The organism is Streptomyces sp. NPDC057654 (assembly GCF_042800135.1).
GTDB lineage: Bacteria > Actinomycetota > Actinomycetes > Streptomycetales > Streptomycetaceae > Streptomyces.
Genome location: NZ_JBHVHQ010000076.1, coordinates 5,314 through 17,764, shown reverse-complemented (window position 1 = coordinate 17,764; position 12,451 = coordinate 5,314). Strand labels below are relative to the sequence as shown.

General features: G+C 69.4%; 15 protein-coding genes and 1 pseudogene. 8 read left to right on the top strand and 8 right to left on the bottom strand.

Annotated elements, in window-relative coordinates; all coding sequences use genetic code 11:
- Positions 1–334: 334 nt before the first annotated feature.
- From ACFU99_RS09320 to ACFU99_RS09310, 3 genes are all read right to left on the bottom strand, one after another.
- Positions 335–547, bottom strand: coding sequence for a DUF397 domain-containing protein (locus tag ACFU99_RS09320; protein ID WP_384388143.1), 213 nt, complete (start codon positions 545–547; stop codon positions 335–337).
- A 61-nt stretch (positions 548–608) separates the two neighbouring features.
- Positions 609–821 (bottom strand): DUF397 domain-containing protein, encoded by a 213-nt coding sequence (locus tag ACFU99_RS09315; RefSeq protein ID WP_384388141.1) that lies wholly within the window; start codon positions 819–821, stop codon positions 609–611.
- Positions 822–835: 14 nt separating this feature from the next.
- A complete protein-coding gene (locus ACFU99_RS09310; protein ID WP_384388138.1) occupies positions 836–1,699 on the bottom strand; it encodes a helix-turn-helix domain-containing protein in 864 nt (287 codons plus the stop codon).
- A 350-nt stretch (positions 1,700–2,049) separates the two neighbouring features.
- Here ACFU99_RS09310 and ACFU99_RS09305 point away from each other — a divergent pair, with 350 nt between their 5' ends.
- The 4 genes from ACFU99_RS09305 to ACFU99_RS09290 all read left to right on the top strand — a co-directional run bounded on the left by ACFU99_RS09305 (position 2,050) and on the right by ACFU99_RS09290 (position 3,876).
- Positions 2,050–2,541 carry an ATP-binding protein gene (locus ACFU99_RS09305; RefSeq protein WP_384388136.1) on the top strand — a complete coding sequence of 164 codons (492 nt, stop codon included), beginning with the start codon at positions 2,050–2,052 and terminating at the stop codon, positions 2,539–2,541.
- Positions 2,542–2,551: 10 nt separating this feature from the next.
- Positions 2,552–2,752: a hypothetical protein gene (locus tag ACFU99_RS09300; protein ID WP_384388133.1), complete on the top strand. Its 201-nt coding sequence runs from the start codon at positions 2,552–2,554 to the stop codon at positions 2,750–2,752.
- Between the two features lie 229 nt (positions 2,753–2,981).
- On the top strand, positions 2,982–3,260 hold the full coding sequence (locus tag ACFU99_RS09295; protein ID WP_384388131.1) for a hypothetical protein: 279 nt from the start codon (positions 2,982–2,984) through the stop codon (positions 3,258–3,260).
- Positions 3,261–3,270: 10 nt separating this feature from the next.
- Positions 3,271–3,876 carry a GNAT family N-acetyltransferase gene (locus ACFU99_RS09290; protein WP_384388128.1) on the top strand — a complete coding sequence of 202 codons (606 nt, stop codon included), beginning with the start codon at positions 3,271–3,273 and terminating at the stop codon, positions 3,874–3,876.
- Positions 3,877–3,890: 14 nt separating this feature from the next.
- On the opposite strand, the gene map is transcribed toward ACFU99_RS09290, so the two are convergent.
- Positions 3,891–4,676, bottom strand: a complete 786-nt coding sequence (gene map / locus ACFU99_RS09285; RefSeq protein WP_384388126.1) for a type I methionyl aminopeptidase — start codon at positions 4,674–4,676, stop codon at positions 3,891–3,893.
- A 138-nt stretch (positions 4,677–4,814) separates the two neighbouring features.
- Here map and ACFU99_RS09280 point away from each other — a divergent pair, with 138 nt between their 5' ends.
- Entirely contained in the window at positions 4,815–5,780 is a 966-nt protein-coding gene (locus tag ACFU99_RS09280) for a GNAT family N-acetyltransferase (protein ID WP_384388123.1), read from the top strand.
- 15 nt (positions 5,781–5,795) lie between these two features.
- Here the strand turns inward: ACFU99_RS09280 and ACFU99_RS09275 are convergent, their stop codons facing one another.
- Positions 5,796–6,182, bottom strand: coding sequence for a MerR family transcriptional regulator (locus tag ACFU99_RS09275; protein ID WP_384388121.1), 387 nt, complete (start codon positions 6,180–6,182; stop codon positions 5,796–5,798).
- Between the two features lie 66 nt (positions 6,183–6,248).
- On the opposite strand from ACFU99_RS09275, the gene ACFU99_RS09270 reads away from it, so the two are divergent.
- A complete protein-coding gene (locus tag ACFU99_RS09270) occupies positions 6,249–7,046 on the top strand; it encodes an SDR family NAD(P)-dependent oxidoreductase (protein WP_384388118.1) in 798 nt (265 codons plus the stop codon).
- Between the two features lie 26 nt (positions 7,047–7,072).
- On the opposite strand, the gene ACFU99_RS09265 is transcribed toward ACFU99_RS09270, so the two are convergent.
- Positions 7,073–7,423 carry a DUF6191 domain-containing protein gene (locus ACFU99_RS09265; protein WP_384388115.1) on the bottom strand — a complete coding sequence of 117 codons (351 nt, stop codon included), beginning with the start codon at positions 7,421–7,423 and terminating at the stop codon, positions 7,073–7,075.
- 336 nt (positions 7,424–7,759) lie between these two features.
- On the opposite strand from ACFU99_RS09265, the gene ACFU99_RS09260 reads away from it, so the two are divergent.
- The gene (locus ACFU99_RS09260) at positions 7,760–9,397 is read left to right on the top strand and encodes a DNA repair helicase XPB (RefSeq protein ID WP_384388112.1); all 1,638 of its coding nucleotides are present in this window, start codon (positions 7,760–7,762) and stop codon (positions 9,395–9,397) included.
- Between the two features lie 69 nt (positions 9,398–9,466).
- Here the strand turns inward: ACFU99_RS09260 and ACFU99_RS09255 are convergent, their stop codons facing one another.
- Positions 9,467–9,640: a hypothetical protein gene (locus ACFU99_RS09255; RefSeq protein ID WP_384388109.1), complete on the bottom strand. Its 174-nt coding sequence runs from the start codon at positions 9,638–9,640 to the stop codon at positions 9,467–9,469.
- A 297-nt stretch (positions 9,641–9,937) separates the two neighbouring features.
- On the opposite strand from ACFU99_RS09255, the gene ACFU99_RS09250 reads away from it, so the two are divergent.
- On the top strand, positions 9,938–12,073 hold the full coding sequence (locus ACFU99_RS09250) for a HelD family protein (protein WP_384388106.1): 2,136 nt from the start codon (positions 9,938–9,940) through the stop codon (positions 12,071–12,073).
- Positions 12,074–12,268: 195 nt separating this feature from the next.
- Here ACFU99_RS09250 and ACFU99_RS09245 read toward each other — a convergent pair.
- Positions 12,269–12,451, bottom strand: a pseudogene (locus ACFU99_RS09245) (copper homeostasis protein CutC); the annotation flags it as partial.

Genomic DNA, 12,451 nt, shown 5'->3' with positions numbered 1-12,451 from the left:
GGACCCGAAGGGTCCGAGACGAAACCCGCACCCACCCACACCGAATACCGCCCCACGCGGCAGCAGCCTCCATCCCCACTCGGGGGTACCGCACCACCCGCTCCGGCCCCGTGGCTCAGCAACAGTGAGTGAAGGCTCCCGTGCGAACAGCACGGATGAAGGTCCGGAGCTCGACGCCGTCACGGTGCCGACCGCTTCAGGCTCGCCGCTTTCGCGGAGGCGAACGCCAACGCCCGGCCGAGAGACCACCACCCTGCGCGTACCACATACCAACGGCGTACCGCGACGATAAACTCAATGTGACCGGCGACGGCTTCCCCGCATTACGGGCCCGCTACACGTCGCCGAACTCGCCACGCTTCACAGCACCAACGAACTCCGCCCACGCCGCAGGCGAGAAGACGAACGCACCCAAGGCGTGCGCCTTGCCGTCCCCCACGGCAACCAGGCCGTCGGCGGTGCACTGCGTCTCAACGCAATCGGACTGCTGCGAGCCGCTGTAGGACGACTTGGCCCAGCTCTTCTCGGGGAGGTTGTGCCGCATCATGAGAGGACCCTCTCTGTCTCTTCGCCCAACGCATCTGGCCCGGACCCGCGTTGCGGACTCGTCACATGTCGCCGAAGTCGCCACGCTTCACAGCACCAACAAACTCCGCCCACGCCGCAGGCGGGAAGACGAACGCGCCCAGGGCGCGATTCTTACTGTCTCCCACGGCAACCAGACCGTCGTCAGTGGGCTGAGTCTCGATGCAGGTCGGCCCTTGGTCTCCGCTGTAGGAGGACTTCTTCCATCGATCCTTTGGCAGATCATTCCGGATCACAGGGCGACTCCTCTTCACTCGTCAAAGTCGCGTGCGATCGACGAGATCAGCTCGATGGTTTGTCGTGACGATAGCGCCGACGCACGCAGGCCTTCCAAGGAATTGCGGTACTTCTCGACGGTCTTGTCCTCCTCCAGATACAGGGCACCATCGAGGTACTCGACCTGGACAATGTCCAGGTCCATGGGGTCCGGGTAGGAGTAAAGAACGAAAGATCCTCCGGTAGCCGTGGAGGCCCCCTGCGAGAAGGGGATCACCTGAATGGTCATCTCAGGCGGGTGGCTCAAGTCAATCAAGTGTCGCAGCTGCGCCGCCATCACCCTCGAACCTCCCACAGCCTGCCGCAGGACGCCCTCCTGCACGATGCATAGGTATCGCGGCGGATTCTCCCGCTGGAAAATGGCGTGCCGTTCAATCCGCAGGTTGACGTAGAACTCAACTTCCTCTTTCGTTAGTTGACTGGCTGCTCCGCTGATTACGGCGGTCGCATACTCTTTCGTCTGGAGGAGTCCTGGCACAACCTCGGATTGATAGGCCGCGATCCTTGCCGCGTCCGACTCCAGCATCAAGAGTTCCTTGAAGGCGTCAGGCAGGGCATCACTGTGCTGCCGCCACCAACTCCGCTTACGCCCTTCGGCGGAGAGCGCGATCAGCCACTCACGCAGCTTGTCGTCCTTCACGCCGTAGAGGTTCAGCAACGTCTCCAGCTCAAGCCTGGTCACACGGTGACGGCCGTTTTCGACCCTGGAGATCTTTGAGTTGTCGCCGTGGATCGCCTTCGCGGCAGCTTGTGGGGTTACCTTCGCCGCCTCTCGGCGCGCCTTCAGCTCGGCCCCCAGCCTGCGTCGACGAGCCGTCCGGAGTGCTGGCTGACCCACATCTGCCTCCTCGGGTTGCCCCCTGCCCCGCCCAGTGCGGCACACACCGCATCCTCCCTGATCGTCAGCGGCAAAGTCACCCGCTAGAGGGACAGTGCTGCATTTTGCAGCCGAATGAGTTGCGGCACGCGCACAGTTAGGTCCATCGTGTGAGATGTCGCACCAGAACAACCGCTGACTGGCTGTCCGGTGCGCCACAGAACCGTCAACTGCCATCCACATGCGTGGAGTTGACGAGCAAATGGAGCCCCGGCGCTGCACTCATCCAAGGAATCCGGGACCCCACCTCCCCAACGGATCACCCCCACCGGCAGCGTGAGCGAGCAGTGAGGCGGCAGCCAACCATGGCAATGACGATCACCGACACATCGGCGGCACACGTGAAGTCACAACGAGCCATAAGGAGTTGGGCTCTGAAGTACGACCCGCACCACCTCCCTCGCATCAGGCAATTGGTCACGGCCCAGATTCACCTCTGGGGACTCGAAGAACGCGTCGACGACGCCCGCCTCGTCACCACGGAACTCGTGTGCAACGTCAAGCACACAGGCGACAGGCGCTTCCGCCTGGGCATGCGCCGTCGCCCCGACGCGATCGTGATCGAGGTACGGGACTTCTCCCCAGTGCTGGTGGTCTTCCCCGAGGCAAAGGCAGAGGCAGACTCGGCGGGTCGGCACCTGGGCCTGGACCTGGACCAGCACCTGGACCTGCGGAAGCTGTCCGAACACGGCCGGGGCCTGCACTGCGTGCAGAGCTTCGCGGATGGCGTCGGAGTGAGGCCCGTACCGAACGGGAAGGTCATCTGGGCGAAGCTGAGGTACCCACGTGCATGCCAAGCGTAGGTACAGCGCGGTGTTCAGGCCCGTAGCGGTCGTCGCCCGGACGATCCGGCTCGGCGATTGGCTCAACGTCGACGGCGCGTACTACCGCGTGCTGGACCTGCGGAGTCGCTGCGGCGGGAGGCGCGTAGAGCTCGACGGCCACGCGTCGAAGAACCTCGACGACGGCGTGCGGTACGAGGTCCAGCGCGCCCAGAACGGCCCGTTCCTATGACCGCCGAGCCCGAGCCCAAGGCCGAGCCCGAGCCCGAGCCCGAGACGAAGACGGCTCACTGCTACATGTGCCACCGCCCCCTCCCCCAAGAGGCCCGGGCCCTGGAAGGGGCCGTCATCCTCGGCAAAGGGTGCGAAGTGCCGGTGTGCTGGTGCCGGAAGTGCGTGGACGTGCTGTTGGACTATCACCGTCAGCGCCCACCCCGCCAAACGTCCGGACGGCGCACCTCATGACCCCGGAAGCCCTCTGGGCACAAGCGACTTGGGCGAAGGGCCACTGCCATCGGTGCGGCGACGCCGAGAGCGAAGTCGCCGACACCGGCGAGGACATAGGCCCCTGGGGCGGCGACCGACTCCCCCTCCACGCCTGCCGCATCTGCTACTTCCTGATCTGGCAGTCCCTCTGGTCCCACCCCCTCCTCACTCTCCACGCCCCCGCAGCCCCCACCCCCGCAACCACCGGTCTCGCCCGCCTCCGGCGCGTACGCCTCCAAGAACACCCCAGCTAGGCTGCCCGCCATGGACACGGCCATGACGGGCAACGGAACCGGCGGCGACGACGGCGACGAGACCGTCCTCCTCAACGCGGTGGAGCTGGCGTCCGATCCGGACCTCTGGGCCCGGTTCGTTTCATCGGCCCACCGGATTCTGGCGGACCTGGTGGCCGGTGGTGCCGCGCTCGGGTGGGTTGAGCCACCCGCTCTCAAGGAGGTGTCAACGCTCCTCGACGACGTCGTCGCCTCCGCGCGCGCCGGCGACGCGTCCCTGCGCGCCGCCTACGTCAACCGCCAACTGGCCGGTCTGGGGTACTGGCTCCGCTACGCGCGGCCGACCCACCGCCCGCACGCCGACCTGGAGAAGATCGCGGTGGATGCCGGCGCCCACGGCCGCGGCATTGGCCGGGCGTTGACCGCCGGCCTGATCGCCGACGCCGAACAAGCGCGTATCGAGGTCCTGACCCTGGACGCCCGTGGCGACAACGCCAATGCCCTGCGCCTCTACCGGTCGCTCGGCTTCAGCGAGTACGGCCGGCTGCCCGCCTTCGTAGCCGTCGGAGAACTCCGCTTCGACAAGGTCTTCTACATGCTGGACCTCCGCGCGGAGCACCTCCACGCGGAGCGCTGACCCGGCGAAGAGCCCTACGGCCGCGCCCACCGTCCCGGCAGCGTGAGGATTTCGGCCCCGTCGTCGGTGATGGCGATGGTGTGCTCGGTGTGCGCGGTCCGGCAGCCCGTCGCGCTGCGCAGCGTCCAGCCGTCGGCGTCGGTGACGAGCGTGGCGGTGTCGGCCATGATCCAGGGCTCCAGGGCGAGCAGCAGTCCGGGGCGGAGCTTGTAACCGCGGCCGGGCCGACCGGTGTTCGAGATGTGCGGGTCCTGGTGCATGGTCGAGCCGATGCCGTGGCCGCCGAACTCGGTGTTGATCTGGTAGCCGGCCTCCCCGAGAACCGTGCCGATGGCGTGGGAGAGGTCCCCGATGCGCGCCCCCGGCCCGGCGGCGGCGATCCCGGCGGCGAGCGCGCGTTCGGTGGTCTCGATCATCGCGACGCTCTCCGCGGGCCCGGCCTCGCCCACGACGAAGCTGATGGCGGCGTCCGCGGCCACCCCGCGCAGGGAGACGGCCAGGTCGAGGGTCAGCAGATCGCCGTCGGCCAGCGCGTAGTTGTGGGGCAGCCCGTGGAGTACCGCGTCGTTGACGGCCGTACAGATGTAGTGGCCGAACGGGCCTCGCCCGAAGGAGGGCGCGTAGTCGACGTAGCAGGACTGCGCCCCCGCCTCCGTGATCATCTCCTTGGCCCACTGGTCGATGTCCAGGAGGTTCACGCCGACCGCGCTGCGGCCCTTCAAGGTCTGGAGGATGTGGCCGACCAGCGCGCCGGTCTCCCGCGCCCGGTCGAGTTGGGGGCGGTTCAGGATCTCAATCATGGGGGCCTCTCGCACGCTGCTTCCAATAACTATCCCGGTCAAACTATACCGGTATTAAAATGGGCTCACGGTCGGGCCGACCCTCCCTCCCCCACCTGCGCCATGTACCGTCCCTCGTCCTCTGACTAAAGTCAGAGAATGACCACGGAGCAGGCAGAGCAGATGGAGCAGGTCGAGCAGGTCCGGCGCTTCAATCGCACAGTCGCCGAGCGCGTAGGCGTACTGCATGACCGCTACCTCGGCGGTACGCGCCCCTACGGGCAGGCCCGGCTGCTCTGGGAGATCGGCGATCGGCTCGGCGACGAGGGCACGCACGACGTCCGGAGCGTACGAGACCGGCTCGGCCTCGACTCCGGTTACGTGAGCCGGCTGCTACGGGCCCTGGAGCGCGACGGTCTCGTAGCCGTCGAGTCCCACCCGCGTGACCGGCGGGTACGCACCGTACGGCTGACCGAGGCCGGGCGCGCGGAGCGGGCGCTGCTCGACGACCGCAGCGACGCGCTCGCCGCGTCACTCCTCGGCCCGCTCGACGCCCGGCAGCGGGACCGGCTGACCTCGGCCATGGCGGAGGTCGAACGGCTGCTGACCGCCTCGGTGGTCTCCTTGGAAGTGCTCGACCCCGGCCACCCGGACGCCGAGCAGTGCCTACGTTCGTACGCCGCCGAACTGCGCGAACTCTTCGACGGCGGCTTCGACCCCGCGAACAGCCTGCTCCCCGACCCAGGCGAACTGCGCGCCCCGCGCGGCCTGTTCCTCGTCGCCCGGCTGCACGGGGAGCCGGTGGGCTGCGGCGGGCTCAAGCTGCCGGGCGGCGGGCTCAAACTGCCGGGCGGCGCGCCCGCCGAGATCAAGCGGGTGTGGGTCGACCCCGGTGCCCGAGGGCTCGGCCTCGCCCGGCGCATCCTCTCCGAACTGGAGGAACGTGCCGTCCGGCACGGCAGCGACCGCATACGGCTCGACACCAACAAGGCGCTGGAGGCGGCCACCCGCCTCTACCGCAGCAGCGGGTACGCGGAGGTCCCCGCCTTCAACGACGAGCCCTACGCCCACCACTGGTTCGAAAAGCGCCTCGCCTCCACCCCAGCCCCCATCGCCGAAACGTAAGAACAGAACCTGCCCTCAAGCGGAGCAGCGGGACGGGCCGTCAAGACCGGCGGGGGTCTCCGTCCCCGCCAGGTACCGGTCGAGCATCTCGCGGCGCTGGGCGATCTGCTGCTCCTGGCGGGCGAGTTCGTCGCGGACCTCCCGGACGCGGGCCAGGAGTTGGGTGCACTCGCCTGCGGGCGGCGGTGTCGACGCGGTGCAGGGAAGGATGTCCCGGATGATCTGGGAGGGCAGTCCCGCACGGTAGAGGTCCTGGATGAAGGCGACCTGGCGCACGGCTTCCTCACCGTATTCCCGGTACCCGTTGGGGCGGCGGTCGCTGGAGAGCAGCCCTTGGTCCTCGTAGTAGCGGAGGGAGCGGGGGCTGGTCCCGGTGGCTTTGCCGAGTTCTCCGATGCGCATGCCGCCGCCTCTTCCTCCGAGTCATGGTTGACATTGACGTTAATGTCAAAGTTTACCGTTCCGGACATGAAGAGAAAAGACGAGACCAGGCGGGGAACTGCGGTCGTGACCGGCGCCGCGACCGGTATCGGGGCCGCGATCACCGAGCGGCTGGCCGCGGAGGGCATGAACCTGGCCCTGGTCGCACGGGACGGTACGCGCCTGGAGGCGGCGGCCGAGCGGCTGCGCGCCGAGTACGGGGTCCAGGTGTCGACGCTCGCGCTGGACCTGTCGCACCAGGGCGCCCCCTCCCGGCTGGCCGAGTGGCTGGCGGGCGCGGGAACCGAGGTCGAGGTGCTGGTCAACAATGCCGGCGCCAGCCTCATGGGGCCGGTCGCCGACAGCGATCCCGCACGGGTACGGGGCCTGGTCGACCTCAATGCCGGTGCGGTGGCGGAGCTGACGGCTCTCCTCCTGCCCGCCATGGTCGCGCGGGGCAGGGGGACGATCGTCAACATCGCGAGCACCGGTGCGTACGCGCCCGCTCCGTACGTCGCCGCCTACGCGGCCTCGAAGGCGTTCGTGCTGTCCTTCACCCAGGCCGTGTGGGCCGAGACGAGGGCGACGGGGGTGCGGGTGGTGGCGGTCAGCCCCGGTCCGACCGACACCGCGATGAACACCCGGCGCGTGCCGGGCAAGCGTGCCCCCGACGCCGTCGCGGACACCGTCATGTCCGCCCTGCGCGGCCGGGGCCCGGCGATCGTCGACGGCCGCCTCAACACGTTCCAGACCTTCGTCTTCGGCCGCCTGCTCCCGGCGTCGACGGCCGCCCGCATCGCGGAACGCTCCCTGCGCAAGGCAGCACTCGGAAACTCCGGAACCTGACGCCCCGCACAGCGGCAACGTCCGCTTCAGCCACCCCCACTACCCCCTATGCCCCCACTACCCCTACTACCCCCTCCGCCCCCACCTGCCTCCGGCACCACGATGAACGCCGTGCCGTTGGCCAGGTCGATGCTGGACCGGGGCGGCGCCCCATCGCTCTCGTCGTCCCGTCGCAGCAGTTCCACCCGGCGCTGCTCCAGCTCCGCCGTCTTGTTCCCGTTCACGACGGCCGTCAGCTCATCGAAGGCCGTATTCGACAACGACCGCCCCGCCCGCCGCCGCACCCACGGAATCAAGCCCAGCCCCGTAAACCACCGCCACCCGCTCTCCACCAGGGCGAACAGCCCCAGCAGACACACCAGCGCCGGAAACGACATGGCCCACACCGCCATAGCTGACCCCCACAGCCCTCAGCACGCCCTCCAACAAGCCGATCGCCGGAAAAACGTACGAGGGTGGCGGCTCCGTTCCCGGCGGACATGCGGCGGCTCCGTTCCCGGCGGGCATGCGGGCCGTATGAGCGCCGCCGCCCACCGGGCACAGCCCCTCCGGAGAAGCGCCCCCGCCCCCCGCCCCCGATGAGCGACCATAGAAGGCGGCGCGCACCCCGGCGCGTCGGCCGGGACGCTCTTCCGGCGTCGGGTGCGGGGCATAGACCGTGCCGTGGCAGACGTTGTTTCTGTCGCGAGACGACCCTATTCATGGAGGAATGTGTGTCCTGCCTCATCGTCCAGAGCGACAAAACGCTGCTCCTGGAAGTGGATCATGAGCAGGCGGAGGCCTGCCGGCGGGCCATCGCGCCGTTCGCGGAGCTGGAGCGCGCGCCCGAGCACATCCATACGTACCGCGTCACGCCCCTCGGGCTCTGGAACGCGCGGGCGGCCGGGCACGACGCCGAGCAGGTCGTCGACGCGCTCGTGGAGTACTCCCGTTACCCCGTGCCGCACGCCCTCCTCGTCGACGTCGCCGAGACCATGGCGCGGTACGGGCGGCTGAAGCTGCTCAAGCACCCCGTACACGGGCTGGTCCTGGAGTCCACCGACCGCCCCGTACTCGAAGAGATCCTCCGCTCCAAGAAGGTCCAGCCCCTGGTCGGCGCGCGGGTCGACCCGGACACCGTCGTCGTGCACCCCTCCGAGCGCGGGCAGATCAAGCAGACTCTGCTGAAGCTCGGCTGGCCGGCCGAGGACCTCGCCGGTTACGTGGACGGCGAGGCGCACGCCATCGAGCTCGACGAGACCGGCTGGGCCCTGCGCCCGTACCAGAAGCAGGCCGTCGAAGGGTTCTGGCACGGCGGCTCCGGCGTCGTCGTGCTCCCCTGCGGCGCCGGGAAGACGCTGGTCGGCGCGGGCGCCATGGCCCAGGCCAAGGCGACCACGCTCATCCTCGTCACCAACACCGTCTCCGCCCGGCAGTGGAAGCACGAGCTGGTCAAGCGCACCTCGCTCACCGAGGAGGAGATCGGCGAGTACAGCGGCACCCGCAAGGAGATCCGCCCGGTCACCATCGCCACGTACCAGGTGCTGACCACCAAGCGGAAGGGCGTCTACCAGCACCTGGAGCTCTTCGACTCCCGCGACTGGGGCCTCATCCTCTACGACGAGGTGCACCTGCTCCCCGCGCCGGTCTTCAAGTTCACCGCGGACCTCCAGGCCCGCCGCCGCCTCGGGCTCACCGCCACGCTCGTACGGGAGGACGGCCGCGAGTCGGACGTCTTCTCGCTCATCGGGCCGAAGCGGTTCGACGCGCCCTGGAAGGAGATCGAGGCGCAGGGCTACATCGCCCCCGCCGACTGCGTGGAGGTACGCGTCAACCTCACGGACTCCGAGCGGCTCGCGTACGCCACCGCCGAGACCGAGGAGAAGTACCGGTACTGCGCGACCACCGACACCAAGCGCCGCGTCACCGAGGCCCTGGTGCGGCGGCACCAGGGCGAGCAGACGCTCGTGATCGGCCAGTACATCGACCAGCTCGACGAGCTGGGCGAGCATCTCGGCGCGCCCGTCATCAAGGGCGAGACGACGAACGCGCAGCGGGAGAAGCTCTTCGGCGCCTTCCGGGAAGGCGAGATCAGCGTGCTCGTCGTCTCGAAGGTCGCCAACTTCTCCATCGACCTGCCCGAGGCGACGGTCGCCATCCAGGTCTCCGGGACGTTCGGGTCCCGGCAGGAGGAGGCGCAGCGGCTCGGCCGCGTACTGCGCCCGAAGGCGGACGGGCACGAGGCCCGTTTCTACTCGGTCGTCGCCCGCGACACCGTCGACCAGGACTTCGCGGCCCACCGCCAGCGGTTCCTGGCCGAGCAGGGGTACGCGTACCGGATCGTGGACGCGGACGAGCTGATGTCGTCCTGATGTCGTCGGGGGACGGCGCCCGAGGTTCTGGCAGGAGGGGGCGACGCGTGCCCTCTCCTGCTTCTCCTTCTACTTGTCGTCCGCGTAGTCCCCAAGGAGGACGACGCTGATCGCCGCCCCCGCGAAGACCTTGATCGCACGGAGCGTGCCGCCCAGCCCGTGGCGCTGCTGAACTGCGGCGGAGTCGACGTTGGCACCTCGGCGGGCGCCCTGGCCTGTGTGAGTGAAGGTTGCGGTGCTCATGTGTTCCATCATGGATTTCGCGGGGCCGCGATACATCGGCCTGCCGGTGTAACCACGGCCGCGCGTCCGTACGACTCCAGGCCCATGCCCACCCCTACGGGAGAGGGACGGCATCCCTGAGGGCGGCGGCCCCATCACGGACCAGGGGTCATAAAACCATTCGCGCCCCGCATCCGTGCTGACTACAATCGCCGACTTCCCGCCTCCCGCGCCGCCGCACCACTCGGGAGCGCCTCCGTCCGGACGGAAACCGGCCGGTATTCCGCTCGCTACCCACTCATAGACGGAGGCAGCACCGTGCTCTCGCACGCCCAGGGGCAGAATTCGGCAGAGCCCCATCAGACCCCGGCCCCGACCCCCGCCCCAGCCCCGGCCCCGTCCCCGTCCCCGGATACGAACCCCCTCGACCGGGAACGCGCCCACCTCACCGCGTCCCGTGCCGCGCTGCGCGCCATGCGCGCGGACGTCGAGTCCCTCGACATCAAGGACGTCACGGCGAACTGGGTCAACGCCGAGGTATTGCAGAGCCAGATCGAGGACCGCATCAAGGCGCTCGCCGACCTGGCCCACACCCCGCTCTTCTTCGGCCGCCTCGACTACGGGCACGCGCCCGGCATGGAGCTGGCCGAGGGCGGGGAGGGCGAGCAGTTCTACATCGGCCGCCGGCACGTCCACGACGCGGACGGCGACCCGATGGTCATCGACTGGCGCGCGCCCGTATCCCAGCCCTTCTACCAGGCGTCGAAGAACAACCCGCTGGATGTGCGGCTGCGCCGCCGCTTCGGCTACACGGGCGGCGAGTTGACGGCGTACGAGGACGAGCACCTCACCGACCGCTCCGAGGCCGAGCAGTCGAGCAAGCTGCTCCAGAGCGAGATCGAGCGGCCGCGCGTCGGCCCGATGCGCGACATCGTCGCGACGATCCAGCCGGAGCAGGACGAGATCGTACGAGCGGGAATCGGCGGCACCGTGTGCGTACAGGGCGCGCCCGGCACCGGTAAGACGGCCGTCGGCCTGCACCGCGTCGCGTATCTGCTGTACGCGCACCGCGACCGGCTCGCCCGTTCCGGCACCCTCGTCATCGGCCCGAACCGCTCCTTCCTCCACTACATCGAGCAGGTGCTCCCGGCGCTCGGCGAACTCAACGTCGCGCAGGCGACCGTGGACGATCTGGTCGCCCACGTGGAGGTGCGCGGTACGGACGGGGCGACCGCGGCCCGTATCAAGGGCGACGCGCGCATGGCGCGGGTGCTGCGGCGGGCGGTGCGTTCCGGGGTGACGATGCCGACGGAGGCGGTGGTCGTGGTGCGCGGCTCGCGGCGCTGGCGCGTACCGGCGTACGAGGTGGAGGAGATGGTCACGGAGCTGCTGGCGCGCGACATCCGGTACGGGGCCGCCCGCGAGGCGCTTCCGCAACGGATCGCGCACGCCGTGCTCGTACGGATGGAGGAGGCGGGCGAGGCTCCCGACGACCGGGTGCAGGACGCCGTGGCCCGCAACGCGGCGGTGAAGGCGGCGGTCAAGGCGGCCTGGCCGCCGGTCGATCCGGCGAAGCTGGTGCTGCGGCTGCTGGGCGACGCGGAGTTCCTGGCGGAACATGCGGACGGGCTGCTGTCTCCGGAGGAGCAGAAGGAGATCCTGTGGGCCAAGCCCGCCCGTAGCGCGAAGTCCGCCAAGTGGTCGGCCGCGGACGCCGTGTTGATCGACGAGGCGCAGGATCTCATCGCCCGTACGCACTCCCTGGGGCATGTCGTGCTCGACGAGGCGCAGGACCTCTCCCCGATGCAGTACCGGGCGGTGGGGCGGCGCTGCACGACGGGTTCGGCGACGATCCTCGGCGACCTGGCGCAGGGCACCACGCCGTGGGCCACGAACAGTTGGGAAGAGGCGCTGTCCCACCTCGGCAAGTCGGACGCGACGGTCGAGGAACTGACCCAGGGCTTCCGCGTGCCGCGCCAAGTCATCGCGTACGCCTCGCGGTTGCTCCCCGCCATCGCCCCCGGCCTGGCCGAGGCCACCTCGATCCGCGAGGCGGCGGGCGACTTCGCGGTACGGGCGGTGGCCCCCGACGACCTGGACGCCTCCGTCATCACGGCCTGCCGGGAGGCTCTCGCCAAGGAGGGCTCCATCGGCCTGATCGCCGCCGACTCCAGACTCCCGGCCCTGACCGAAGCCCTGGCGAAAGCCGGCCTGACCGCCCTCACCCCCGGCGAGGAAACCTCCCCCGAAGCCCGCCTCACCCTCGTCCCGGCCACCCTCGCCAAGGGCCTCGAATACGACTACGTAGTACTCGACGAACCCGCCGCCGTCGTCTCCGGCGAACCCGACGAACGCACGGGGCTGCGCCGCCTGTATGTGTCACTGACGCGAGCGGTGTCAGGTTTGACGGTCATCCATTCAGCACCGTTGCCGGACCAACTGACGGCCACCTGATGCCGATCCCGCCGGGCGGGCGACGACCTATTAGCCCGCCCGGCGTTTGAGGGCACACGAACGGTCAGTTCCACCGGCGCGAGCCATCGCATCAAGCCCAGCCAAATCAAGCCCGCTGGGGGCACCTCCCAGCGGTAGCTGGGGGAGATTGAGGGCACAGGAACGCCCGCCCCCGCCGGGCCGCAGACGGACGCGCTAAGCGTCCAGCGCGTCCAGCGCCTCGCGCCAGACCCGCACAGCCCCGGCGTCCACCGGTGCCTCCCACCCCGAAGGCCGCGAAGCAGCGCCGATGTGGAAGGCGTCGATCCCGGCGGCGCGCAGCGCCGGTACGTGCGGGAGGCGCAGGCCGCCGCCCACCAGGATCTGGGGCTCGTAACC

Bases quoted from the DNA above. Each gene is read 5' to 3' on its own strand.
- ACFU99_RS09320 (WP_384388143.1), bottom strand. From the start codon at position 547: ATGATGCGGCACAACCTCCCCGAGAAGAGCTGGGCCAAGTCGTCCTAC.
- ACFU99_RS09305 (WP_384388136.1), top strand. From the start codon at position 2,050: ATGACGATCACCGACACATCGGCGGCACACGTGAAGTCACAACGAGCC.
- ACFU99_RS09295 (WP_384388131.1), top strand. From the start codon at position 2,982: ATGACCCCGGAAGCCCTCTGGGCACAAGCGACTTGGGCGAAGGGCCAC.
- ACFU99_RS09290 (WP_384388128.1), top strand. From the start codon at position 3,271: ATGGACACGGCCATGACGGGCAACGGAACCGGCGGCGACGACGGCGAC.
- map (WP_384388126.1), bottom strand. From the start codon at position 4,676: ATGATTGAGATCCTGAACCGCCCCCAACTCGACCGGGCGCGGGAGACC.
- ACFU99_RS09280 (WP_384388123.1), top strand. From the start codon at position 4,815: ATGACCACGGAGCAGGCAGAGCAGATGGAGCAGGTCGAGCAGGTCCGG.
- ACFU99_RS09275 (WP_384388121.1), bottom strand. From the start codon at position 6,182: ATGCGCATCGGAGAACTCGGCAAAGCCACCGGGACCAGCCCCCGCTCC.
- ACFU99_RS09270 (WP_384388118.1), top strand. From the start codon at position 6,249: ATGAAGAGAAAAGACGAGACCAGGCGGGGAACTGCGGTCGTGACCGGC.
- ACFU99_RS09265 (WP_384388115.1), bottom strand. From the start codon at position 7,423: ATGTCGTTTCCGGCGCTGGTGTGTCTGCTGGGGCTGTTCGCCCTGGTG.
- ACFU99_RS09255 (WP_384388109.1), bottom strand. From the start codon at position 9,640: ATGAGCACCGCAACCTTCACTCACACAGGCCAGGGCGCCCGCCGAGGT.